The organism is Pseudoduganella violaceinigra DSM 15887 (genome assembly GCF_000425385.1).
GTDB lineage: Bacteria > Pseudomonadota > Gammaproteobacteria > Burkholderiales > Burkholderiaceae_D > Rugamonas > Rugamonas violaceinigra.
In genome coordinates, this window is sequence record NZ_AUDI01000001.1 from 616,839 (window position 1) to 637,514 (window position 20,676).

20 protein-coding genes are annotated in these 20,676 nt (G+C 61.9%); 7 read left to right on the forward strand and 13 right to left on the reverse strand.

What is annotated here, in order from left to right:
* Positions 1-2: 2 nt before the first annotated feature.
* The 8 genes from H597_RS0102860 to aptA form a co-directional block, all read right to left on the reverse strand.
* Positions 3-1,238, reverse strand: a complete 1,236-nt coding sequence (locus H597_RS0102860) for a Zn-dependent hydrolase (protein ID WP_028100794.1) — start codon at positions 1,236-1,238, stop codon at positions 3-5.
* Between the two features lie 114 nt (positions 1,239-1,352).
* Positions 1,353-2,747, reverse strand: coding sequence for a dihydropyrimidinase (hydA, locus tag H597_RS0102865; protein WP_028100795.1), 1,395 nt, complete (start codon positions 2,745-2,747; stop codon positions 1,353-1,355).
* Entirely contained in the window at positions 2,748-4,226 is a 1,479-nt protein-coding gene (locus H597_RS0102870) for an NCS1 family nucleobase:cation symporter-1 (protein WP_028100796.1), read from the reverse strand. It lies immediately after the preceding gene.
* An 84-nt stretch (positions 4,227-4,310) separates the two neighbouring features.
* Positions 4,311-5,594: an NAD-dependent dihydropyrimidine dehydrogenase subunit PreA gene (gene preA, locus H597_RS0102875; RefSeq protein ID WP_028100797.1), complete on the reverse strand. Its 1,284-nt coding sequence runs from the start codon at positions 5,592-5,594 to the stop codon at positions 4,311-4,313.
* Complete coding sequence (locus tag H597_RS0102880; protein ID WP_028100798.1) at positions 5,594-6,961, reverse strand: NAD(P)-dependent oxidoreductase; 1,368 nt, start codon at positions 6,959-6,961, stop codon at positions 5,594-5,596. Before H597_RS0102880 ends, preA begins: the two co-directional genes overlap by 1 nt.
* Positions 6,962-6,973: 12 nt before the next feature.
* Entirely contained in the window at positions 6,974-8,476 is a 1,503-nt protein-coding gene (locus H597_RS0102885) for a CoA-acylating methylmalonate-semialdehyde dehydrogenase (protein ID WP_028100799.1), read from the reverse strand.
* A 15-nt stretch (positions 8,477-8,491) separates the two neighbouring features.
* Positions 8,492-9,607, reverse strand: coding sequence for an alanine dehydrogenase (gene ald / locus H597_RS0102890; RefSeq protein WP_028100800.1), 1,116 nt, complete (start codon positions 9,605-9,607; stop codon positions 8,492-8,494).
* 118 nt (positions 9,608-9,725) lie between these two features.
* The gene (gene aptA, locus H597_RS0102895) at positions 9,726-11,042 is read right to left on the reverse strand and encodes an omega-aminotransferase AptA (protein ID WP_028100801.1); all 1,317 of its coding nucleotides are present in this window, start codon (positions 11,040-11,042) and stop codon (positions 9,726-9,728) included.
* Between the two features lie 165 nt (positions 11,043-11,207).
* Here aptA and H597_RS0102900 point away from each other — a divergent pair, with 165 nt between their 5' ends.
* The 3 genes from H597_RS0102900 to H597_RS0102910 all read left to right on the forward strand — a co-directional run bounded on the left by H597_RS0102900 (position 11,208) and on the right by H597_RS0102910 (position 14,206).
* Positions 11,208-12,647 (forward strand): aminotransferase-like domain-containing protein, encoded by a 1,440-nt coding sequence (locus tag H597_RS0102900; RefSeq protein WP_028100802.1) that lies wholly within the window; start codon positions 11,208-11,210, stop codon positions 12,645-12,647.
* Entirely contained in the window at positions 12,634-13,266 is a 633-nt protein-coding gene (locus H597_RS0102905) for a TetR/AcrR family transcriptional regulator (RefSeq protein WP_028100803.1), read from the forward strand. The genes H597_RS0102900 and H597_RS0102905 overlap by 14 nt, the downstream gene beginning before the upstream one ends.
* A gap of 127 nt (positions 13,267-13,393) precedes the next feature.
* Complete coding sequence (locus H597_RS0102910) at positions 13,394-14,206, forward strand: hypothetical protein (protein ID WP_154667922.1); 813 nt, start codon at positions 13,394-13,396, stop codon at positions 14,204-14,206.
* Positions 14,207-14,355: 149 nt separating this feature from the next.
* Here the strand turns inward: H597_RS0102910 and H597_RS0102915 are convergent, their stop codons facing one another.
* The 5 genes from H597_RS0102915 to H597_RS0102935 form a co-directional block, all read right to left on the reverse strand.
* A complete protein-coding gene (locus H597_RS0102915) occupies positions 14,356-15,300 on the reverse strand; it encodes a sensor domain-containing diguanylate cyclase (RefSeq protein WP_028100805.1) in 945 nt (314 codons plus the stop codon).
* Positions 15,301-15,303: 3 nt separating this feature from the next.
* On the reverse strand, positions 15,304-15,735 hold the full coding sequence (locus tag H597_RS0102920) for a nuclear transport factor 2 family protein (RefSeq protein WP_028100806.1): 432 nt from the start codon (positions 15,733-15,735) through the stop codon (positions 15,304-15,306).
* Positions 15,732-16,421, reverse strand: coding sequence for a hypothetical protein (locus H597_RS0102925; protein WP_028100807.1), 690 nt, complete (start codon positions 16,419-16,421; stop codon positions 15,732-15,734). The genes H597_RS0102920 and H597_RS0102925 overlap by 4 nt, the downstream gene beginning before the upstream one ends.
* Positions 16,421-16,792: a VOC family protein gene (locus H597_RS0102930; RefSeq protein ID WP_028100808.1), complete on the reverse strand. Its 372-nt coding sequence runs from the start codon at positions 16,790-16,792 to the stop codon at positions 16,421-16,423. The genes H597_RS0102925 and H597_RS0102930 overlap by 1 nt, the downstream gene beginning before the upstream one ends.
* A 70-nt stretch (positions 16,793-16,862) precedes the next feature.
* Positions 16,863-17,978, reverse strand: a complete 1,116-nt coding sequence (locus tag H597_RS0102935; RefSeq protein WP_154667923.1) for a hypothetical protein — start codon at positions 17,976-17,978, stop codon at positions 16,863-16,865.
* Between the two features lie 79 nt (positions 17,979-18,057).
* Here H597_RS0102935 and H597_RS0102940 point away from each other — a divergent pair, with 79 nt between their 5' ends.
* The 4 genes from H597_RS0102940 to H597_RS0102955 all read left to right on the forward strand — a co-directional run bounded on the left by H597_RS0102940 (position 18,058) and on the right by H597_RS0102955 (position 20,632).
* Positions 18,058-18,609, forward strand: a complete 552-nt coding sequence (locus H597_RS0102940; protein ID WP_028100810.1) for a GNAT family N-acetyltransferase — start codon at positions 18,058-18,060, stop codon at positions 18,607-18,609.
* Between the two features lie 115 nt (positions 18,610-18,724).
* Complete coding sequence (locus H597_RS29535; RefSeq protein ID WP_035372895.1) at positions 18,725-18,964, forward strand: hypothetical protein; 240 nt, start codon at positions 18,725-18,727, stop codon at positions 18,962-18,964.
* Entirely contained in the window at positions 18,957-19,853 is an 897-nt protein-coding gene (locus tag H597_RS0102950) for a sensor histidine kinase (protein ID WP_028100811.1), read from the forward strand. The genes H597_RS29535 and H597_RS0102950 overlap by 8 nt, the downstream gene beginning before the upstream one ends.
* On the forward strand, positions 19,850-20,632 hold the full coding sequence (locus H597_RS0102955) for a LytR/AlgR family response regulator transcription factor (protein ID WP_035372897.1): 783 nt from the start codon (positions 19,850-19,852) through the stop codon (positions 20,630-20,632). The genes H597_RS0102950 and H597_RS0102955 overlap by 4 nt, the downstream gene beginning before the upstream one ends.
* The last annotated feature ends 44 nt before the right edge of the window (positions 20,633-20,676 follow it).

Sequence of the window (20,676 nt, forward strand, 5' to 3'; positions counted from 1 at the left end):
AATCATACCACTCCGGCACGTTCGAGCATGGCGTGCAGCAGGACGTTGCAGCCCGCCTCCAGGTGCTCTTTCTTCGCGTCTTCGATTTCGTTATGACTGATGCCGTCCTTGCAGGGAACGAAGATCATGCCGGCAGGGGCAACACGGGCGGCATAAATGGCGTCGTGCCCCGCGCCGGACACCACATCCATCGTGGAGTAGCCCAGTTTTTCCGTCGCCTTGCGCACCGCCCCAACACAGTCGGGATGGAATGGGCACGGCGGATAGTACGACACCCGTTCGATCTTCACCGGCAGGCCGGTGTCGGCGGAGGTCTTGTCGATAAAGGCCAGCATGTCTTCATGCATCTTGTTTAGCAACTCCTCGTTCACATTGCGCAGGTCGATGCTGAATTTGACCTGGCCCGGAATCACGTTGCGGCTATTGGGGAAGACCTGCATCATGCCGACCGTGCCGCGCCCGTATGGCGGATAGCGGTTGGCGATGGCCACCACTTCGGGAATGATCCTGGCCGCGACCTGCATGGCGTCTTTGCGCAGATGCATTGGCGTGGGGCCCGCGTGGGCTTCCATGCCGGTCACAGTGCAGTCGTACCATGAAAGGCCCATCACAGCGGGCACTACGCCGATGACTTTGTCGGCATCCTCCAGCACCGGTCCCTGTTCGATATGCGTTTCAAAGTAGGCGCCGATGGGGTGCTGGCCAGGGACTTCCTCGCCCATGTAGCCGATGCGCTCCAGTTCGTCGCGCACGGTCTTGCCTTCGACATCCTTGGCGGCGTAGGCGTGTTCCAGCGTGAAGGCGCCGCAAAACACGCCCGACCCCATCATCACCGGCACAAAACGCGAACCTTCCTCATTGGTCCAGAAGGCGACTTCAATCGGCGCCTTCGTCTTGATCCCCAGATCGTTCAAGGTACGCACCACTTCCAGGCCCGCCAACACGCCGTAATTGCCGTCGAACTTGCCGCCCGTCGGCTGGGTGTCGATATGGCTGCCAGTCATGACTGGCGGCAGCGTATTGTCTTCGCCGTCGCGCCGCATGAAGACGTTGCCGATCTGATCGACCGTGATCGACAGGCCGGCATCGCGCGCCCAGCTGCTGACCAGGTCGCGGCCCTGTTTGTCCAGGTCCGTCAGCGTCAGGCGTTTGACGCCGCCTTTCGGCGTGGCGCCGATCTTTGCCAGTTCCATCAGCGAATCCCACAGTCGCTCGCCGTTGATACGCATCTCGCTCATGATGTTCTCCTTAGAGGCCGTTTCAAAATGGCCATGGCGTTGTTGCAGCTCCTTGCCGTGCAGGCGCACTGCCTTCGTCGCTGCGCCTAGCCACGCCCATTTTTAAACAGCCTCTTAGCGCGCCGATACCGGCGCAAAGGCAGGCCGGTCGATGTGGCGCCCTGCGCCTTCCACCGCCCGCAATTCGCCGCGATGGAACACGACCTTCCCGGCCGCCACCGTGGTGCTTGGAATTCCTTTGACTGCGCGTCCCTCAAAGACGTTGAAACCGCCCTTGGCGAACTGGGTCTTGGCCGATATGGTGCGGGTTCCTTCCGGATCCCACACCACGATATCCGCGTCCGATCCTGCCGCTACAAGGCCCTTGCGCGGATAGATATTGAAGATCTGCGCCGCATTGGCCGACGTCACTCGGACGAACTCGGACGGCGTCAGCTTACCGCTGTTGACACCCTCGTCCCAGATCACAGCCATGCGGTCTTCCACGCCACCGCAGCCGTTGGGGATTTTGGTGAAGTCGTTGCGGCCAGCCGCCTTCTGCTCGGCGCAGAAAGTGCAATGGTCGGTGGCGGTGGTGTGCAGGTTGCCGCCCTGTAGGCCTTGCCATAGCGCCTTCTGGTGCTCGCGGCTGCGGAATGGTGGGCTCATCACATGTCCAGCCGCGAAATCGAAGTCGGGATGGTCGTACACGCTGTCGTCCACGATCAGGTGGCCCGCCAGCGCTTCGCCGTACACGCGCTGGCCCGCCGCGCGGGCGCGGGTGATCGCATCCAGCGATTCCTTGCAGGACACGTGTACGATGTACAGCGGCGTATTGAGCACATTGGCAATGGCGATGGCGCGGTTGGCCGCTTCCGCTTCGACTGCCGGAGGACGCGACAGCGGATGGGCACGCGGCCCGGTAATCCCCTGGCGCAGCAAGTCCTGCTGCAGCTGGTACACCAGCTCGCCGTTCTCGGCATGCACCGTCGGGATGGCGCCTAGTTCCAGCGCGCGGCGGAAGCTTTTGACCAGTGTTTCATCGTCGGCCATGATGGCGTTCTTGTAGGCCATGAAATGCTTGAAGCTGTTCACGCCATGGTTGCGCACAAGCGTTCCCATGTCCTCATGCACCTGGTCCGACCACCACGTGATCGCCACATGGAAGGTGTAATCGCCAGCCGCCTTTTCGGCCCAGCCGCGCCATTGGTGATAAGCCTCGAGCAGCGGCTGCTGCGGACTCGGGATGACAAAGTCGATAATGGTCGTAGTCCCCCCGGCCAGGCCGGCGGCAGTGCCGGTAAAGAAATCGTCCTGCGTCACCGTGCCCATGAAAGGCAGGTTCATATGCGTGTGTGGATCGATCCCGCCCGGCATCACGTACTGGCCGCCCGCGTCGATAATTTCGGCGCCCGCCGGAGCCTGAAGATCCGGCCCGACGGCAACGATCTTGTCGCCCTCGCACAGTACATCGGCGCGGAAAGCTCGGTCCGCGTTTACAACAGTCCCGCCTCGAATCAGTGTCGCCATTTACGCATTCTCCGGAATTGCGGGAGGTACGGCCCTGGCCGCCCTGCCCTTCATCATGATGCCGTACACCAGCGCTGCAATTGCAATGCCGACGAACCATGCATAGGTATAAATCAGCTTGAAGCCATCGCCGACATTGGCGAATGAAGCGGGAAAGGCCGCGTTCAAAAAGCCCGGCACATTCGGCGCAACGCCGAATGCAAAGGCCAGCAGCGCGGCGGAATTCCAGCCGTTGGTATAGCTGTACTCTCCGTTATCGACGTACAGCGCACCGACATTCAACTCGGTCTTGCGAATCAGGTAGTAATCGACGATCAGCACGCCCGCAATCGGTCCAAGCAAGGCCGAATACCCAATCAGCCAGGTGAAGATATAGCCTTGCGTGGTTTCCAGCAGCTTCCAGGGCATCATCGCCAGCGCGATGCCCGCGGTGATATAGCCGCCGGTGCGGTAGGAAATTTGCTTGGGCGCCAATGCGGAAAAATCGTAGGCCGGGCCGACCAGGTTGGCGGCCAGGTTGACGGAAATCGTATCGATCAACAGGATCACCAGCGCAAGCAGCACCGCCACGCCGGTCATGCGGCTCGCCAAGTCGACCGGGTCCCAGATCGCCTTGCCGTACAGGACCACCGTGGCGGAAGTAACGATCACCGCCAGCGCCGCCAGCAATCCCATTGGCACCGGCAGGCCGACCGATTGGCCCAGCACCTGGTCGCGCTGCGTTCTGGCGAAGCGCGTGAAGTCGGGAATATTCAGCGCCAGCGTGGCCCAGAACCCGATCATCGCCGTCAAGGAAGGCCAGAACGTCGGCCAGAACTGGCCGGCCTTCTTGCCGCCTTCAACGAACTGCGACGGCTGATCAAGCAGGGTGCCGAAGCCGCCGGCCTTTTGGTACACCCAGCCCAGCAGGACGAAGCAGATCAGAATCTTCAGCGGCGCGGTATAGGTTTCCAGTTTGCGGATCGCATCCATGCCGTGCACGATGTACCAGAACTGGATGGCCCAGAAGGCAATAAAGCAAAGCAGCTGCGCGCCATTGATGCCAAGACCGCCGATCTTCGCGCCCCCGATCTCGCCGCCCATCAGCACGCCCAGCAGCGTGTAAATCATCTGCCCGCCGAACCACGTCTGGATGCCGTACCAGCCGCAGGCCACAATCGCGCGCATCAGCGCCGGCAGCCGCGCGCCGGTGGTGCCGAACGATGCACGCGCCAGTACTGCATACGGGATGCCGTATTTAGTGCCGGCATGTCCGATCAGCAGCATCGGCAGCAGAACGATGGTATTGGCCAGGAACACCGTCAGTACGGCCTGCCCGGCAGACATGCCGCCTTCAATCAGGCTGGCGGCGAGGGTGTAGGCGGGGATGCACATGACCATCCCAACCCAGAGTGCAGCGAAGTGATACCAGTGCCAGGTGCGCTGCGATTCATTGGTCGGGGCCAGGTCTTCGTTCCACAGCTGGGAGTTGTCGCTCATGCAGTCTCCAAAGTTTTAAGCCGATAAGGCGGCGGTCGCTGGCCAGGTGTCGGCCCCTATGGGTCAGACACCGGTTTACCGGTTCTAGGCCGGCACGCTCTCCGCACGGGGATTACGCGGATCCTGCGTCCAGTTCATATAAGGCTTGCCCGTCGGGACTGCGACCATCGTAATACAACCTTGCACCGGACAGGTGATTTCGCACAGGTTGCAGCCGACGCATTCCTCGTCGTTGACCTTATAGGTGCGCGTTCCCGTCGCTTCGTCGACCAGCTGGAAGATGGACTGATGCGAGGTATCCTCGCACGCTACATAACATCGGCCGCACTTGATGCAATCGTCCTGGTTGATATGAGCGATGGACTTGTAATTCATATTGAGGAACTTCCAGTCGGTGGTGTTCTGCACCGCCTTGCCCATGAAATCGTCCAGGGTCTCGTAGCCCTTGGAATCCATCCAGCGCTCCAGGCCGTCCTTCATTTCCTGGACGATGCGGAAGCCGTGCAGCATAGCGGCGGTGCACACCTGCACGCAGCCAGCGCCGAGGGCGATGAATTCCGCCGCATCCTTCCAGTTACCGATGCCGCCGATGCCAGAAATCGGCAGACCGCGCGTCTCGGGATCGCGGGCGATCTCGGCGACCATATTCAGGGCGATCGGTTTCACCGCCGGACCGCAGTAGCCGCCGTGGGTGCTGGCGCCGCCCACATTAGGTAATGCCACCATCTTGTCCAGGTCCAGTGAAGTAATGGAATTGATGGTGTTAATCAGCGATACCGCATCGGCGCCGCCAGCCTTGGCGGCACGGGCCGGACGGCGGATATCGGTGATGTTGGGCGTCAGCTTCACGATCACCGGCAACTTGCTGTGCTTCTTGCACCACGCCGTCACCTGCTCCACATACTCCGGCACCTGGCCGACGGCGGAACCCATGCCGCGCTCCGGCATGCCGTGCGGGCAGCCGAAATTGAGCTCGATCCCATCGGCGCCCGTTGCTTCCACCTTGGGCAGGATGTCAGCCCAGGCCTGTTCCTCGCAGGGCAGCATCAGCGAGACCACGATGGCGCGGTCCGGCCAGGCCTTTTTCACCTCGGCGATCTCCTGCAGGTTCAGCTCCAGCGAGCGATCGGTAATCAGTTCGATGTTGTTGAAGCCGATGACTTCGCGGTTCTTGCCGTAGATGGCGGAGTAGCGCGAAGAGACGTTGACCGGCGGCGGGTCTTCGCCGAGAGTTTTCCAGACCACGCCGCCCCAACCCGCCTCGAATGCGCGGATCACGTTGTAGGCTTTGTCGGTTGGTGGTGCGGAGGCGAGCCAGAATGGATTCGGCGCCTTGATGCCGCAGAAGTTGACGCTCAAGTCGGCCATTATGCTGCCTCCTTCTTCGATTGGATGTCGGAATGGATCGCCATCGCGGCGCGCTTGCCGTGCTCCACGGCCTGCACCGTCAAGTCCTGGCCCAGCGCCACGCAGTCGCCGCCCGCGTAGATGCCGGGCAGGATGGTACGGAAGCCGTCGTCCACATGGATCTTGTCGCCGTCCCGCTTCAGCATCGCGGCCAGCGGGTCGGCCAACGCAGCCGGTTCCATGGCCTGGCCGATCGCCTTGAATACCGCGTCGGCCGCGACTTCGAAGGTTTCACCCGTGCCGGCAAGGCGGGTTCCGCTCAGCGCGGTACGTTCGAAACGCATGCCCCGCACACGGCCGCCTTCGTCCAGCAGCACCTGCTGCGGCTGCGCCCACGTCAGCATGCGCACCTGATTGGCCTTGGCGATATCCTGCTCATGGTGGGTCGCGCTCATGGCATCGAAACCGCGGCGATAGACCATCGTCACTTCTTCCGCACCGAGGCGCTGGATCTGTACCGCCATATCGATCGCCGTATTGCCGGCACCGATCACAATGGCGCGGCGCGGCACCGGCAGCTTGGTCAGGTCGTCGGCCTGGCGCAGCTCGGCGATGTAATCGACCGCGGCCATCAGGCCTGGAGCGTCCTCGCCGGTCAGCCCCAGCGCGCGGCTGGCGCCCAGACCCAGGCCCAGGAAGACGGCATCGTATTCGGCTTTCAGGTCTTTCAGGTGCAGGTTTGCCCCCAGTTTTTGCCCATGGCGCACCTCAATGCCGCCAATCCCCAATAGGAAATCCACTTCCTTTTGCGCGAAATTGTCGGTCAATTTGTATTTCGCGATCCCGTATTCGTTCAAGCCGCCCGACTTTTCATGCGCTTCGAAGACGACGACATCGTTGCCCAGCATGGCCAGGCGGTGCGCACAGGACAAGCCTGCCGGACCGGCGCCGACAACAGCCACCTTTTTGCCGGTCGATTCGGCACGCTTGAAGGGATGACAGTCCAGCACCGCGTTATCCAGGGCATAGCGCTGCAAGAGGCCGATCTTGACAGGTTGCTCCTCCGCGTCGTGGTTGCGCACGCAGGCGTCTTCGCACAGGATCTCGGTTGGACAAACACGCGCGCAGCTGCCGCCAAGAATATTCTGCTGCAGGATCGTGACGGCAGCCCCGTTCACGTTCTTCTCATGGATATTGCGGATGAAACTGGCCACATCAATGCCGGTCGGACAGATGCGCGTACACGGCGCGTCGTAGCAGTACAGGCAACGTGAACTTTCAATTGCCGCCTGGCGCGCGTTCAGTGGCGGCGCCAGGTCGGTGAAGTGACCGGCCAGCTCTTCGTTCGTGGCTTTCGGCTGCGGTATGTATTTGAGTGACTCGATCATGTGGTTCCGTCCTCACTTCATTTGTGGGAAAGCAAACTGCGCGCCGGCGCTGGCGGTATTCGGCCAGCGCTCCATTACGGCCTTGTGGCGGGTGTAGAACCGCACACCCTCCGGGCCGTAGGCGTGGTGGTCGCCGAACAGACTGCGCTTCCATCCGCCGAAAGAGTTGAAGGCCATGGGCACCGGCAGCGGCACGTTGACGCCGACCATGCCGACCTGGATCTGGCGCACAAACTCGCGCGCCACGCCGCCGTCGCGGGTGAACACGGCCACGCCATTGCCGTACTCATTGTTGTTGATCAGCTCCACGGCCGATGCCACATCGGGCAGGCGCACCATGCACAGCACGGGGCCGAAGATTTCTTCCTTGTAGATGCTCATGTCCGGCGTGACATGGTCGAACAGCGTGCCGCCGATAAAGAAGCCGTTCGGACGGTCAGCCACCTTGTAGTCGCGGCCATCGACCACCAGGGTCGCCCCCTGCTCCACGCCCTCGCCGATCAGCCGTTCGATGCGCTGCTTCGCCGCCGCTGTGACGACCGGCCCCATCTCTGCTTCCGCTGCCATGCCGTCGCGCACCTTGAGCGCGGCAGTCCGTTCCTTCAATGCGCCCACCAGCTTGTCGGCGGCGTCGCCCACTGCCGCGACCACGGAAATCGCCATGCAGCGCTCCCCGGCGGAACCGAAGGCGGCACCCATCAGCGCATCCACCGCCATCTCCATATCGGCATCTGGCATTACCACCATATGGTTTTTTGCGCCGCCCAACGCCTGCACACGCTTGCCATGCTGCGAACCGCGCGAGTAAATGTATTCCGCAATCGGCGTCGAGCCGACAAAGCTGACCGCCTGCACGACAGGATGGTCGAGCAGCGCATCGACCACCACCTTGTCGCCCTGCACCACGTTGAACACGCCATCCGGCAAGCCAGCCTCTTTCAACAGGCGCGCATGCAGCAGCGAAGGCGAGGGATCGCGCTCGGAAGGTTTTAAGATAAAGGTGTTGCCGCAGGCGATGGCAATGGGGAACATCCACATCGGCACCATGACCGGGAAATTGAATGGCGTGATGCCGGCCACCACGCCCAGCGGCATGCGCATCGACCAGGCATCGATGCCCCGCGCAATCTGGTCGGTGAATTCGCCCTTCATCATCTGTGGAATGCCGACAGCGAATTCCACCATCTCGATACCACGCGCCACTTCTCCCTTCGCATCCGCAAATGTCTTGCCATGTTCGCGGGTCAGCATGGCCGCAAATTCCTCGGTGTGCTGGTGGCACAGTTCCAGGTACTTGAACAGCACGCGCGCCCGTGTCAGCGGCGGCGTGTTGGACCATGCCGGAAAGGCCGCTTCGGCGGCGCGCACGGCGGCATCGACTTCATCCGCCGTGCCCAGCGCCACGCGGGCCACCGGCTCGCCCAGCGCGGGATTGAATACGTCGCCATAACGCCCGCTGGACGTATCGGCCTTGGCGCCATTGATAAAGTGGGTAATGGTATCGAGATTGCTCATATCAGACTCTGTGGATTACGCCAGCAGCGATTCCGCCGGCACATAGGTATAGCCAAGGTCGCGCGCCACCGCCTCATAGGTGACCTGGCCCTGGCAGACATTCAATCCGTTGCGCAAATGCTGGTTGGCCTTCATGGCCTTGGCCCAGCCCTTGTCGGCCAGCGCGATCGCGTGCCCGATGGTGGCGTTATTCAGCGCAAAGGTAGAGGTGCGCGCCACGGCGCCCGGCATGTTGGCGACGCAGTAGTGCACCACGCCGTCGACGATGAAGGTCGGATTTTCGTGCGTGGTGGCGTGCGAGGTTTCGAAACAGCCGCCCTGGTCGATTGCCACGTCGACCACGACCGACCCTTGCTTCATGCGCGACACCATATTGCGTGTCACCAGCTTGGGCGCGGCCGCGCCGGGTACCAGTACACCGCCGATCACCAGGTCGGCGTCGGTCACGGCATCGTCGATGGTGTGGGCGTTGGAGAACATGGTCTGGATGCGGTTGCCGAACACCAGGTCCAATTGGCGCAGACGGTCGATGCTCTTGTCCAGCACCGTGACGCGGGCGCCCATGCCGACGGCGATCTGCAGCGCGTTGGTGCCGACCACGCCGGCGCCGATAATCGCCACATGGCCGGGCGCCACGCCAGGCACGCCGCCCAGCAGCAGGCCCATGCCCCCTTTGGATTTTTCGAGATGGGCGGCGCCGGCCTGGATCGCCATGCGGCCGGCCACTTCGCTCATCGGCGCCAGCAGCGGCAAGCCGCCGTTCGCGCCGGTGATGGTTTCGTACGCAACGCAAACCGCGCCCGATTTCACCAGCGCCTTGGTCTGCTCCGGATCGGGAGCCAGGTGCAGGTAGGTGTATAGGATCTGGTTCTCGCGCAGCATTGCGCATTCCTGCGGCTGAGGTTCCTTTACTTTGACGATCATTTCAGCGCGGGCGAAGATCTCTTCCGCGCTATCGATGATCGTGGCGCCCGAGCCTACATACATTTCGTCGGTCAGACCGATTGCAGCGCCCGCGTTGTGCTGCACCAGGACCTGGTGCCCGCGGAGTGTCAGTTCCTTTACGCTGGCCGGGGTAAGGCCAACGCGCGATTCCTGATTCTTGATTTCCTTCGGTACGCCTACCAACATGGTTTGTCTCCTCTCGGTTTTTTTGAACCGGTAAACCGCCGAGGGCAAGGTTATGCGTTGTTGACTTAGGACGAACATCAAGAACCTGAACCTAACCCTTGATCGTTGCATACCGGTTTTACTCAAGCGTCTTCAGCACCCTTCCCAGCTTCTCGAACAATTCGTCGATATGCTTCTTCTCAAAGGTGAGCGGCGGCGACAAGGCAATGATGTCGCCGGTAACGCGGATCAAGACGCCATCCGCGAAAGCTTTCTTGAACGCGGCATAAGCGCGCGCGCCTGGCGCCCCGGCCCGCGGCGCCAGCTCGATGCCGGCGACCAGGCCTATGGTGCGGATATCGATCACATGCGGCATGCCTTTCAGCGAATGCACCGCGTCTTCCCAGTACGGCTGGATCTCCTTGGCGTGATCCAACAGCTTCTGTTCCTTGAATACTTCCAGCGTAGCCAGCGATGCCGCGCAAGCCACCGGATGGCCGGTATAGGTATAGCCATGGAACAGCTCAATGCCTGCCGGCCCTTCCATGAAAGCGTCGTGAATGAATTTTTTGCTGAACACCGCGCCCATGGGGATGGTGCCGTTGGTCAGCCCTTTCGCGGTGGTCATCATGTCCGGCTCGACATCGAAGTAATCGGTGGCGAACGGCGTGGTCAGGCGGCCAAACCCGGTGATCACCTCATCGAAGATCAGCAGGATTCCGTGCTTGGTGCACAACTCGCGCAAGCGCTTCAAGTAGCCTTTCGGCGGCACCAGGACGCCGGTGGAGCCGGCCACCGGCTCCACGATCACGGCGGCAATGGTGGACGCGTCGTGCAGCGCGACGATGCGCTCCAGTTCATCGGCCAGGTGCGCGCCGTATTCGGGCTCGCCGCGCGAGTAGGCGTTCTTTTCAATATTATGGGTGTGCGGCAGGTGGTCCACGCCCGGCAGCATCACGCCGTAAGGCTTGCGGTTGCCGGCGATGCCGCCCACAGAGATGCCGCCGAAGCCCACTCCGTGATAGGCGCGTTCGCGCCCGATCAGGCGGGTACGGGAAGCTTCACCGCGCGCCTTGTGGTAGGCCAGTGCGATCTTCAGCGCGGTGTCGACCGCCTCGGATCCCGAGTTGGTATAGAACACGTGGCCGAAACGATGGTTGGTGTACTCCATCAGTTTATCGGCGAGGTCGAAAGCGGCCGGGTGGCCCATCTGGAAGGTCGGTGCGAAGTCCAATTGCCCGACCATTTCGCTCACCGCTGCCACGATCTTCGGCTGGCGGTGGCCGCAAGGCACGCACCACAGGCCGGCGGTGCCGTCCAGCACCTGGTTGCCGTCGACATCCTTGTAGTACACGCCTTCGGCGGAGACCAGCAGGCGCGGGTTCGCCTTGAAATCGCGGTTGTTCGTGAATGGCATCCAGAAGGATGACATTGATTGCGGCCGGGCTTCGTTCATTGCTATCTCCCTTGGTGGGTTTTTTTTACGATGCTCAAAAAACTTTACCAGTTGGCAAAATCATGATGCAATAATAGACAGCAAGTTAACTATGGCACATATACACACGTAGGGAAACGTTCCAACCGTACAGGTAGATAAAACAGTACAGTTTTAGAGGCCCACATGCCAAACCCCGTCTGGCCAGAGTTGTCCATTGCACGAACGAAGAAGGGCAGCCTGATCGAAAAGATTGTCGACGCCATCAGTGCCATGATCGCCAGCCGCGAGCTGCGCCTTGGTACGAAGATGCCATCGGTACGGCAATTCGCGAAGTGTAATGGGGTGAGCACCTTTACAGTTGTGGAAGCCTACGACCGCCTGGTCACCCTGGGCCTGTTGTCGTCGCGCCGCGGTTCCGGCTATTACGTTGCACGTCACGACGCACCGCTACCATCGGCGCCGGCCCATATGGTGACCGGGCCTGCCGCGGTCGACGCGCTCACTCCTGAACTCTATTCCGGCGCCTCGGAAGCCCTGCCCGTCGGCGCCGGCTGGCTGCCGCCGGAGTGGTATGGCGAAGACACCGTGCTCGACGCCGTGCGCCACGCCATGCGCATTCCCGCCAACCGCCTGCGCGGCTACGGCCACCCGTTAGGCTTTCCCGGCCTGCGCCAATACATGGCGTCCACCTTGAGCGCAGAACTGTTCGCCGTCGAAGCGGAGCAGGTCCTGCTCACGCACGGCGCCACCCATGCGTTCGACCTGATCCTGCGCACGCTGACCAAGCCGGGCGACACCGTCTTTGTCGAAGACCCCGTCTACAGCAACCTGCTGTCCCTGATCCGCCACCACGGCTGCCATGCCATCGGCATTCCGCGCGGCGAACAGGGGCTGGACATGGACTTCCTCGCCGAGCAGGCGCGCGAAACCCAGCCCAAGCTGATGTTCGTCAATACCGTGCTGCAGAATCCCCTGGGCACCAGCCTGACCCAGGCGCAGGCGCACCGCTTGCTGGGTTTCGCCGAGCAATTCGACTTCTGGCTGGTGGAAGACGACATCTACCGCGAGCTCACGCCGCGCGGCGAAGCCTCGCTGGCCGCGATGGACGGGCTGCGGCGCGTCATCCGCGTCGGCAGTTTTTCCAAGACGCTGTCGCCGGTGCTGCGCGTCGGTTCGATCTGCGCCTCGGCTTCGCTGCTGCCGGAGCTGGTGCGCGTGAAGATGCTGGCCGGTCTCACCACTTCCGAGGTGAACGAGCGGGCCGCCTACCACGCCATCACCGCACGGCCCTACAGGCGCATGGTGGAACGCCTGGTGGGGCAACTTACCGAAGGGCGCGAACGCACCACCGACCTGCTGGCCCTGGCCGGCATGGCGCCGATCGCACGGCCGCGCGGCGGCATGTTCGTCAGCGCCGGCTGGCCACAGGCGCCCTCGCCGGAATGCAACGGCAAGCTGCTTGCCGAACAGGCGCTCAAGTCCGGCATCCTGCTCGCGCCGGGCGAATTCTTTCAGCTGCGGCCACCGTCTTCGGTCTGGTTCCGCTTCAACGTCGCTTACTCGGACAGCCCACAACTGCGGAACTTCCTGCAGGCTATGCGGAGGGAATATGGCATCAGCTAAACTGCGCCGCGTGATCAACCGCGACCGCCTGGAGGCGGACATCGCCGCCGAAGCCGTGCGCGTGTTCGCGGAATCCGGCTACGAAGGCGCGTCGGTCGCCACCATTGCGGAAAACGTCGGGCTCTCGAAGCAGAATCTGATGTACTACTTCCCCACCAAGCAGGCGCTCTACCAGCGCGTGCTGGACAATGTGCTGGACGACTGGCTGGAACGCATGGCCAATCTCGCCGCCCCCGACGGCGAACCGGCCGATGTGCTGCGCGCCTACATCAAGGCCAAGCTCGATTTTTCGCGCGAACAGCCGTGGGCGTCGCGCGTCTACGCGATGGAAGTGATCAGCGGCGCGCCGCTGTATGGCGCACAAATCCGCGAACGCGTGGTGCCCTTGCTGCGCAAGGATATCGAAGTCTTCGAACGCTGGATCGCCGCCGGCCGCATTGCCGCCGTCAACGCCACCCACCTGCTGTTTGCCATCTGGGCCATGACCCAGTCCTACGCCGACTTCGCCGCGCAAATGCAGCTGGTGCTCGGGCGTGGAGAACTCGCCGAAGCCGATTTCAGTGACGCCGAAACGACCATCGTCAACATGGTGCTTGCCGCCACAGCCCCAAGATCCTGAGGCGATGCGCCTATCGTTGTGATATTTACATTCATTTATGTCAACTACCCCTGAGCTTGGCGCGTTAAGGGCGTGAAACCGCGCATCGCGCAGTTTTCCCCTTAACCCCAAAACTCCCGGATCCCCTATGACTACCGCCCGCAAGAAAATCGCTTGTCTGCTACTTCCTTCAGCCCTCATGCTGGCCGGCGCCGCCCAGGCCGCAGCCGGCCATCTTGGCAATGTCGAAACGCTCGGCATCAAGACTGGCATGACCCACGAGGAGGTCAAGGCCGTTCTGGCCAAGACCAACAAGCCGTGGAAGGAATCGCCGCCAAGTGCCGGAGGATTTTTTTTCGACCAGGGCGTAGGACAGGTGTACCGAGCGCGATTCACAGCGACAGACAGTAGCGGCTCGGAAGAGATTACGCTGACCTATTCAAAGGAAAACGCCCTGTTCATGATCAAGCGCACAACCCACTGGAATGCCGCAGCCCGGCCAGCCTTGGCGACGGCGATCAAGACCATACAGGAGAAATATGGAAAGCCGACTTCGCAGCGCGTCTACAGCGATACGGAGCAGATGTACTACTATACGCTGGACGGCGGCAAGACCATCACGGCAGAGGATTTGCCGAACAAGCGAGGCTATGAGTCCGACGCCACCAAATGCTACGAGTTCGATAAGGCTCCGCCGTCCCAATTCAATAATCCCGGCAATTTGGTGAAGCAGGAAGTTTTGTATGCCAAGTGCGGCGGCGCATTCCAGGTCTTCCTGACCCCCGACAACCCGAATTACCCCAACAGGAGTCCGCGCGAGATCGTCAGCACCATGGATATAGAAATCAACGACCCGCGCGTGTTCCTCGACGCCGCCCAGAAGGAGCTGTTTGCCCGCCAAAACAAACTCCAGGACGACATCAACAAAGCCAAGGCCAGCGGCAACAAGCCGACGCTGTAAGGCGCGCAGGTACCGATTCGGAAGGAATTGATCCGGGCCGGTGGCCGACGACAGTTCCTGGACATTTTTAACAATATGCGTTCCTGCGCACAGGGCTGAAGGCAAACCGCTATACAAAACGTTACGCGGTTTGCCTGCCTCGAAGGCTCTTAGCCCAGCGCGCGCGCAACGGCAAGCAACTCGGAGATGGCCTGGCCATCGTCCGGGTACAGCGCGCTGCCGACGTGCATGACGGGATCGATCTTCTCGCCATCAGGAAGCGACACAGGTTCCGAGCTTACGGCCTGCCGGAAGCGCAGCACCTGGCTCTGGATCACCGAACGCCGCCCCGCCACGCTCAGGATCATGCCGAATTCGTCCACGCCCAGGCGGCCCAGCACATCGCCCTCGCGGCATTCCCTGGCCAGGCGTTTCGCCAGTTCCACCATGACTTCCCTACGCTGCGAGCGTACGCGCGCCACCATCACGCCGACGTGGCCGCCGCGCGCGATCGCATCGTCGACCTTCACCCGCAACTGCTCGTAGAAGGAGGAACGGTTCGGCAACCCCGTCGCAGGATCCTGCGTCACCTTGCGCTGCAGGACATTGCCGCCCTCCTGCGAGGCGTGATACATCATCGCCGCAGTCATATTGGCAATCGACTGCCCGATCGCCACCTCGTCCTGGTCGAAAGGCCGCGGTTCGCGCCAGGCCAGCTTCAGCACCCCGCCCGCCTGGTCGCCGAACAACAGCGGCAGGATCGCCATCGAACGCAGGCCGACCCGGCGACATGCTTCGCGGTTCACTCTTTCATCGATTTCGGAATCGTTGCAGGTGGCCGCCTGGCGCGCCGTCAGCACCTGGCCGGACAAGCTGCCCTTGATCTGCATCCGCAGGCCCAGCTGGGCCTCCGCCAGGCCTTGCGCCGCGCGGTACACCACCTCGCTGCCTTCGACCAGCTCGATCACCGAGCCGTCCGCTCCAGTCAGCTGCATGGCCTTCGCCGCCGCGCAATCCATCAGCGCACCGAAGGCAGGACCCAGGCGCGCCAATTCAAGCTGGGCATCCATGATTGCCACCAGCTTTGAATTGGACAGATCCAGCCGGTCGCTCATCGTCTACTCCTGTACCTGGGTTATCTGGACGCTAGCCACACGCCACTTGCCATCCTTGCGCACATACACGTCAATATAGCGGTAATGGCTGCCGAATGCTTTTCCGTCCCAGCTTCCCGTCATGCGCGTGCGGCCGCTGACCAGGGCCACGTCGCCGTAAAAGCGCACATCCATATCCTCCACCCCATACGGGTGGATGACCAGCTTGGGCGACGTGATTGCATCAAGAAAGGCTTCCTTGCCCGCAATGTCGCCGCGCGCGCTGATCTGGCGGAAATCGTCCGCCATATTGGCGGCGATGGCTGCCCGGTCCTTGTTGATGATGGCTTTATCCCAGGCGTCGGCCTGCTGTATCAGTTGCTCGGCGGGCGTCGCGGCAAAGGCCTGCGCGACGGAGAGCAGGGCCGCAGCGGCGATGGCAATATGTGATGTCATTGTGAGCAGAGTTTTTGGTTAAAGAAAGTGGCCTTGGCGGTCTTGACGTAGGCCTCGTAATCCATCGGCGGCAACTCCTCCTCGAGCGCCTTGATCGTCTTCATTTTCGCCGCATAGTTCTTGGCCAGCGTCGCCAGGCAAGCCGCCGGCTGCTTCAAATGGAATTGGGTCATGGCCAGGTCGTTGCGCACCTGGTCGGCCTCCATCCAGTGCATCAGGTGCGAACATTGTCCCAGCCAGCCGTTCAGCGTGTCGTAGGCTTGCTGGTAGTTCTTGGCCTTGTACTGCACCAGAAAGGCGTCTTTTGTCGCCTTGCTTGCGGCCGGCTTGCAGGCTCGCGGCGCCACGTAATACCTGCCATGGAAAGTCGCTCTGGCGCCGCATACGCCAGCGCACGCTTCCATCGACTGCGGTGTGACTTCGACCACACTGCCTTTCTGCGCGAACGCAATGCGGCATTCCGGCTCGCCCGGCCCCTGGTCGTCCAGTGTGCCGATTGTTCCCTTGATGCTGCCGCTCAGCTCACAGTCGTGGGCATTCGGGCCAAAGGTGGACAAGGTGAATTTCTTCTCGCCGTTGCTGCCCTGGGTGATGGTCAGCGTGCCGGTGCCGCCCTCGCGGTCATACTCGACAGGCGGGGCCGCCGTAAGGTCTAGGGCCAGGGCGAGCAGGAGTGCGGTCGACATCAAATGTGCTGGTCGATCAGGATGGGGTTGCCGTCCGGGTCAAAAGCGATGATGTAGGCCGGGCCGGTGCTCGCTTCATCGGCGCGCGCCGCCAGCGCCACCCCGCTTGCCTCCAGTTCGCGCTGCAGTTGGCGCACGTCCGTGAAACCAGGCACGGCTTCCGCATTGCTGTCCCAGCCTGGGTTGAACGTCAGCGTGTTTTTCTCGAGCATGCCCTGGAACAGGCCGATGACCGTTTCCCCATTCTTCATGATCAGCCAGTTCTGCTCGATGTTCCCGCCAAAGTCCTGGAAGCCGAACTTTGCGTAGAAGTCGCGCGAGGCTCTGATGTCCTTGACGTTCAGGCTGAGGGAAAAGACGCCGAGTTGCATGCCAAACTCCCGGGGAATGGTAGACATTGCCAATCTAACATCAGCCCTGCCCCGCTAGCAAGGCCCGGCGTCAAATCGGGAATTTGACCCGGAAGACCCGCGGGTATTCGTCCGGATAAGGGGCGGCAAGGCGGATGGCCTCTTCGACGTGGCTGATACGTCCCTTCGGGCTGCCGATCACTTCGAGCTTCTTGATCTGTCCTTGCGCGTTCAACGTGACTTCAAACTCGACCGGTCCCTCGACAACAATCGGCTCCACATGCTGCGTGATCCATTGCATTTCCATCACGGTGAGCTGGCGCAGCGGCTTTTCGGGGACAAATTTGTAGTTCGTCACGCCGATGAAAATCCCCAGGCCCACGGCAAGCAGGTACACGACCCGTACCACCTTGGCCAATGGATGGAGTTCCCGCTTGCGGGCGTCCTCGATCGCCTTGACCTCGGCCAGCTTGGTTGAGAGATGTTGGCGCCAACTTTCCACCTTGCCGGGAGCGCAGGTCATGTACATCAGGTCCGGGTACAGGGTCATCACGACTTCCGTCAGCAAGATATCCTGCGCCAGGTCCGCCAGCGGCGGTATTGCGGTATCGCGCAAGCGCTCGATCACTCGCATATGATTCGAACGCACCGGCTCCGGCTTCATGCGCAAGTATTTCAGGTCTTCGATAGCGCCGGCCAGGGTATCAAAGCCTTCCATATGTGGCGGGAAGTGGCGTCCGTCCCAGTAAAATTCTTCGCAGGCGGCCTGGAAAAGATACGCGTGGCCGGGACGCCAGCCGCTTTCCAGCAGGGTCGCTACTTCGGCTTCAAATGCCTGGGAATCCTCAATGTTCAAAGGGCGCAGTTGCTGCAAGACGCGGCGCGCCTGCTCCAGTGAATCGAGGTCACGCATGCTGCCTGGCGTCTGCTCGCGCGGAGGCTCCTTCGCAGCAGATTGCGGCGCAGGCGCCAGCCCGGGCACCGGCTCCCCCAGGTCGGCTGGCCGCGCCTCCGGCACTGGCAATTCCGGCGGCTGCGCTTCCCGCTCCGCCACCCAGCGCAATGCGCTTTCATAAGCTTCCCGCAGCGTCTGGAACGCCGCCGGATCCGCCTCCTGGTCGATCAGTTTCAACTCGCGTGCATAGGCGCGCCGAACAATGCGGGCATCCGCGGAGGAATCAAGGCCAAGACGATCGAGGAAGTTCAAAGTAACAGCTCGGGGAGGGGGCGACGCCCGCCAATCTATCATTTGCTAGAATGGAAATCCACTGACCAGTGATTGCGCCATGCCAGCCTTCGCACCGTTCACCCTCGCCACCCAGCGCCTGCAACTGCGTTTCCTGTCCACCGCCGACGTGCCGGCGCTGTACCGCATGTATTCCGATGCGGAAGCCATGCGCTACTGGAGCAGCGCCCCGTGGGACGATATGCGCCAGGCCGAGGCCTATTTCGCCGCCGCCCTGGCCGGGTATGAGAGCGGCGAACTGCTGCGTATGGGTATCGAAGCCGATGGCCAGTTGGCCGGCGTCGTCAACCTGTACAGTTTCAACCGCCAGAACCAGCGCTGCGACATCGGCTATATGCTGGACCGCGCCTGCTGGGGCAAGGGCTATATGCAGGAAGCCATGGCCGCCCTGCTCGACCACGCTTTCCGCGTATGGAGCCTGCACCGCATCGAGGCCGACATCGACCCGCGCAACACCGCCTCCGCCAAGCTGTTGAAAAGCTTGCATTTTGTATACGAAGGCCATATGCGCGAGCGCTGGATCGTCAATGGCGAGATCTGCGACACTGACTTTTTCGGCCTGCTGCGCGCCGACTGGATTGCTGCGCGCTAACAGTCTATCGCGCTCCGCAGCAGGTCATCCCGCCGGCCGCGCAGTTCGTCGGATCGCCCTCCACTATTGCCAGCGGCAGCGCTACAGTTGCATCATCGAAAACAAGGAGGACGTGATGAAAACTATCAACAAAAGCGCCAAGGAAACCGTGAAAGAAGTGTGGCAAGCCTTCGTCGGCATCGGCCGCCACTTCGTCAGAACGCTGGACGACATGTCCTGGCCAGGCATTGTTGCCATGTGCGTGCTGATCGCCCTGTTCTTGACCATCCTGCCGCTGGTGATCACCCTGTTCATCGGCGTACTGATCGCCAAGCTGGCCATCAATGTGTTCGGAGACAAGAAACAACATGGGTAAGCGGGCACGCAGCGTGCTCTCCTTTGTCGGAGAGATTGGCGAGACAGCCAGCAGCCTGTGGTGGGACTTCTTCGACTGGCTGGCGCAGGTGCCGTTGCGCCAGCTGGTGGTAACGTGGATGCTCGCCTTCCTGCTGGCACTGACGCCCGTGCTGCACCCGAAACAAGTCGCCTTCTTCATTTTCGGCTCCGCCGGCCTGAAGATCCTGGCGGGCGGCAAACGCAAGGCCGAGATCGAGGCCAGCAAGGCCGCCGCCGAAGCCGGCAACGAAAGCCTGGAACGCCGCCTGGTGGAAGCCCAGATGTCGGCCCTGCAGGCCCAGGTCGAGCCGCATTTCCTGTTCAATACCCTGGCCCTGATCGGCCAGTTGATCGAAACCGATCCGCCCGAAGCGGCCAAGATCCATACCCACCTGATCGAATACCTGCGCGCCACCCTGCCCCAGATGCGCTCGCGCGGCAACGGCACGCTGGGACGCCAGATCCATATGGCGCGCGCCTACCTCGCCATCATGCAGGCCCGCATGAAATCGCGCCTATCCGTTTCGCTCGACGTGCCGCCGGAACTGGAAAGCGCCACCTTCCCGCCGATGATGCTGCAGATCCTGATCGAAAATTCCATCAAGCACGGCCTGGAGCCGAAAGTCGAAGGCGGCCGCATCGATATCCGCGCCAGCGTCAACGGCAGCGTCTTGCAAGTGGACGTGCAGGACGACGGCGTCGGCTTCAACGCCTATGCCGGCGACGGCGTGGGCTTGACCAATGTGCGCGAGCGCTTGAAGCTGATGTACGGCACGCGCGCCCAACTGACCATCGAGCAGCCCATGGACGGCGGCTGCCGCGCCGCCATCTGCCTTCCCTTTGCACCCGATATCTTTGCAAAATCATGAGCCAGCCTATCGCCACCGCCATCATCGCCGACGATGAAGAACCCATGCGCGACATGCTGCGCAAGCGCCTGCACGATGCCTGGCCGGAGCTGCAGATCGTGGCCGAAGCGGCCAACGGCATTGAAGCCATCGCCCTCGCCGGCCAGCACCAGCCCGACATCGTCTTCCTCGATATCCGCATGCCCGGCCTGAGCGGCATTGAAGCGGCGCGCATGCTGTTCAACCGCTGCCACGTGGTCTTCATTACCGCCTACGACCAGTACGCCATTGAAGCCTTCGAACAGGGCGCGCTGGACTACCTGCTCAAACCGGTCAACCTGGAGCGCCTGAAAATGGCCTGCGGCCGCCTGCAGGCGCGCCTGGGCAAAAAGCCCAACGATATCGAGCGCCAACTGAGCCAATTGCTGCAGCAAAGCCGCGGCCCGGCCGGCGCCAATGGCGCACGCGCGCCGGACTACCTGCACTGGATCCAGGCCCAGGTCGGCAACAGCCTGCGCATGATCTCGACCAAGGAAGTGTTGTTCTTTCGCGCCGATGAAAAATATACGCGCGTGCAAACCGCGCAGGGCGAATTCCTGATCCGCAAGACCTTGAAAGAGCTGGAAGATGAGCTCGACCCGAGCGAATTTTGGCGCATTCACCGCTCCACACTGGTACGCGTCGACGCCATTGCCGAAGTGACGCGCGACCTGCGCGGGCGCCAGATGGTGCGGGTGCGCAACTCGCCGGAGGAACTCGAGGTCAGCCGCGGCAACACCCATTTATTCCAGCAAATGTAAGTCGCCAGCGCTCGCTTGCCGCACATACGGTGCTAGTCTATATT

What these genes read in the sequence shown, in the direction of transcription:
- H597_RS0102860 (WP_028100794.1), bottom strand. Translation starts at nt 1,238, where the DNA reads ATGAGCGAGATGCGTATCAACGGCGAGCGACTGTGGGATTCGCTGATG.
- hydA (WP_028100795.1), bottom strand. Translation starts at nt 2,747, where the DNA reads ATGGCGACACTGATTCGAGGCGGGACTGTTGTAAACGCGGACCGAGCT.
- H597_RS0102870 (WP_028100796.1), bottom strand. Translation starts at nt 4,226, where the DNA reads ATGAGCGACAACTCCCAGCTGTGGAACGAAGACCTGGCCCCGACCAAT.
- preA (WP_028100797.1), bottom strand. Translation starts at nt 5,594, where the DNA reads ATGGCCGACTTGAGCGTCAACTTCTGCGGCATCAAGGCGCCGAATCCA.
- H597_RS0102880 (WP_028100798.1), bottom strand. Translation starts at nt 6,961, where the DNA reads ATGATCGAGTCACTCAAATACATACCGCAGCCGAAAGCCACGAACGAA.
- H597_RS0102885 (WP_028100799.1), bottom strand. Translation starts at nt 8,476, where the DNA reads ATGAGCAATCTCGATACCATTACCCACTTTATCAATGGCGCCAAGGCC.
- ald (WP_028100800.1), bottom strand. Translation starts at nt 9,607, where the DNA reads ATGTTGGTAGGCGTACCGAAGGAAATCAAGAATCAGGAATCGCGCGTT.
- aptA (WP_028100801.1), bottom strand. Translation starts at nt 11,042, where the DNA reads ATGAACGAAGCCCGGCCGCAATCAATGTCATCCTTCTGGATGCCATTC.
- H597_RS0102900 (WP_028100802.1), top strand. Translation starts at nt 11,208, where the DNA reads ATGCCAAACCCCGTCTGGCCAGAGTTGTCCATTGCACGAACGAAGAAG.
- H597_RS0102905 (WP_028100803.1), top strand. Translation starts at nt 12,634, where the DNA reads ATGGCATCAGCTAAACTGCGCCGCGTGATCAACCGCGACCGCCTGGAG.
- H597_RS0102910 (WP_154667922.1), top strand. Translation starts at nt 13,394, where the DNA reads ATGACTACCGCCCGCAAGAAAATCGCTTGTCTGCTACTTCCTTCAGCC.
- H597_RS0102915 (WP_028100805.1), bottom strand. Translation starts at nt 15,300, where the DNA reads ATGAGCGACCGGCTGGATCTGTCCAATTCAAAGCTGGTGGCAATCATG.
- H597_RS0102920 (WP_028100806.1), bottom strand. Translation starts at nt 15,735, where the DNA reads ATGACATCACATATTGCCATCGCCGCTGCGGCCCTGCTCTCCGTCGCG.
- H597_RS0102925 (WP_028100807.1), bottom strand. Translation starts at nt 16,421, where the DNA reads ATGTCGACCGCACTCCTGCTCGCCCTGGCCCTAGACCTTACGGCGGCC.
- H597_RS0102930 (WP_028100808.1), bottom strand. Translation starts at nt 16,792, where the DNA reads ATGCAACTCGGCGTCTTTTCCCTCAGCCTGAACGTCAAGGACATCAGA.
- H597_RS0102940 (WP_028100810.1), top strand. Translation starts at nt 18,058, where the DNA reads ATGCCAGCCTTCGCACCGTTCACCCTCGCCACCCAGCGCCTGCAACTG.
- H597_RS29535 (WP_035372895.1), top strand. Translation starts at nt 18,725, where the DNA reads ATGAAAACTATCAACAAAAGCGCCAAGGAAACCGTGAAAGAAGTGTGG.
- H597_RS0102950 (WP_028100811.1), top strand. Translation starts at nt 18,957, where the DNA reads ATGGGTAAGCGGGCACGCAGCGTGCTCTCCTTTGTCGGAGAGATTGGC.
- H597_RS0102955 (WP_035372897.1), top strand. Translation starts at nt 19,850, where the DNA reads ATGAGCCAGCCTATCGCCACCGCCATCATCGCCGACGATGAAGAACCC.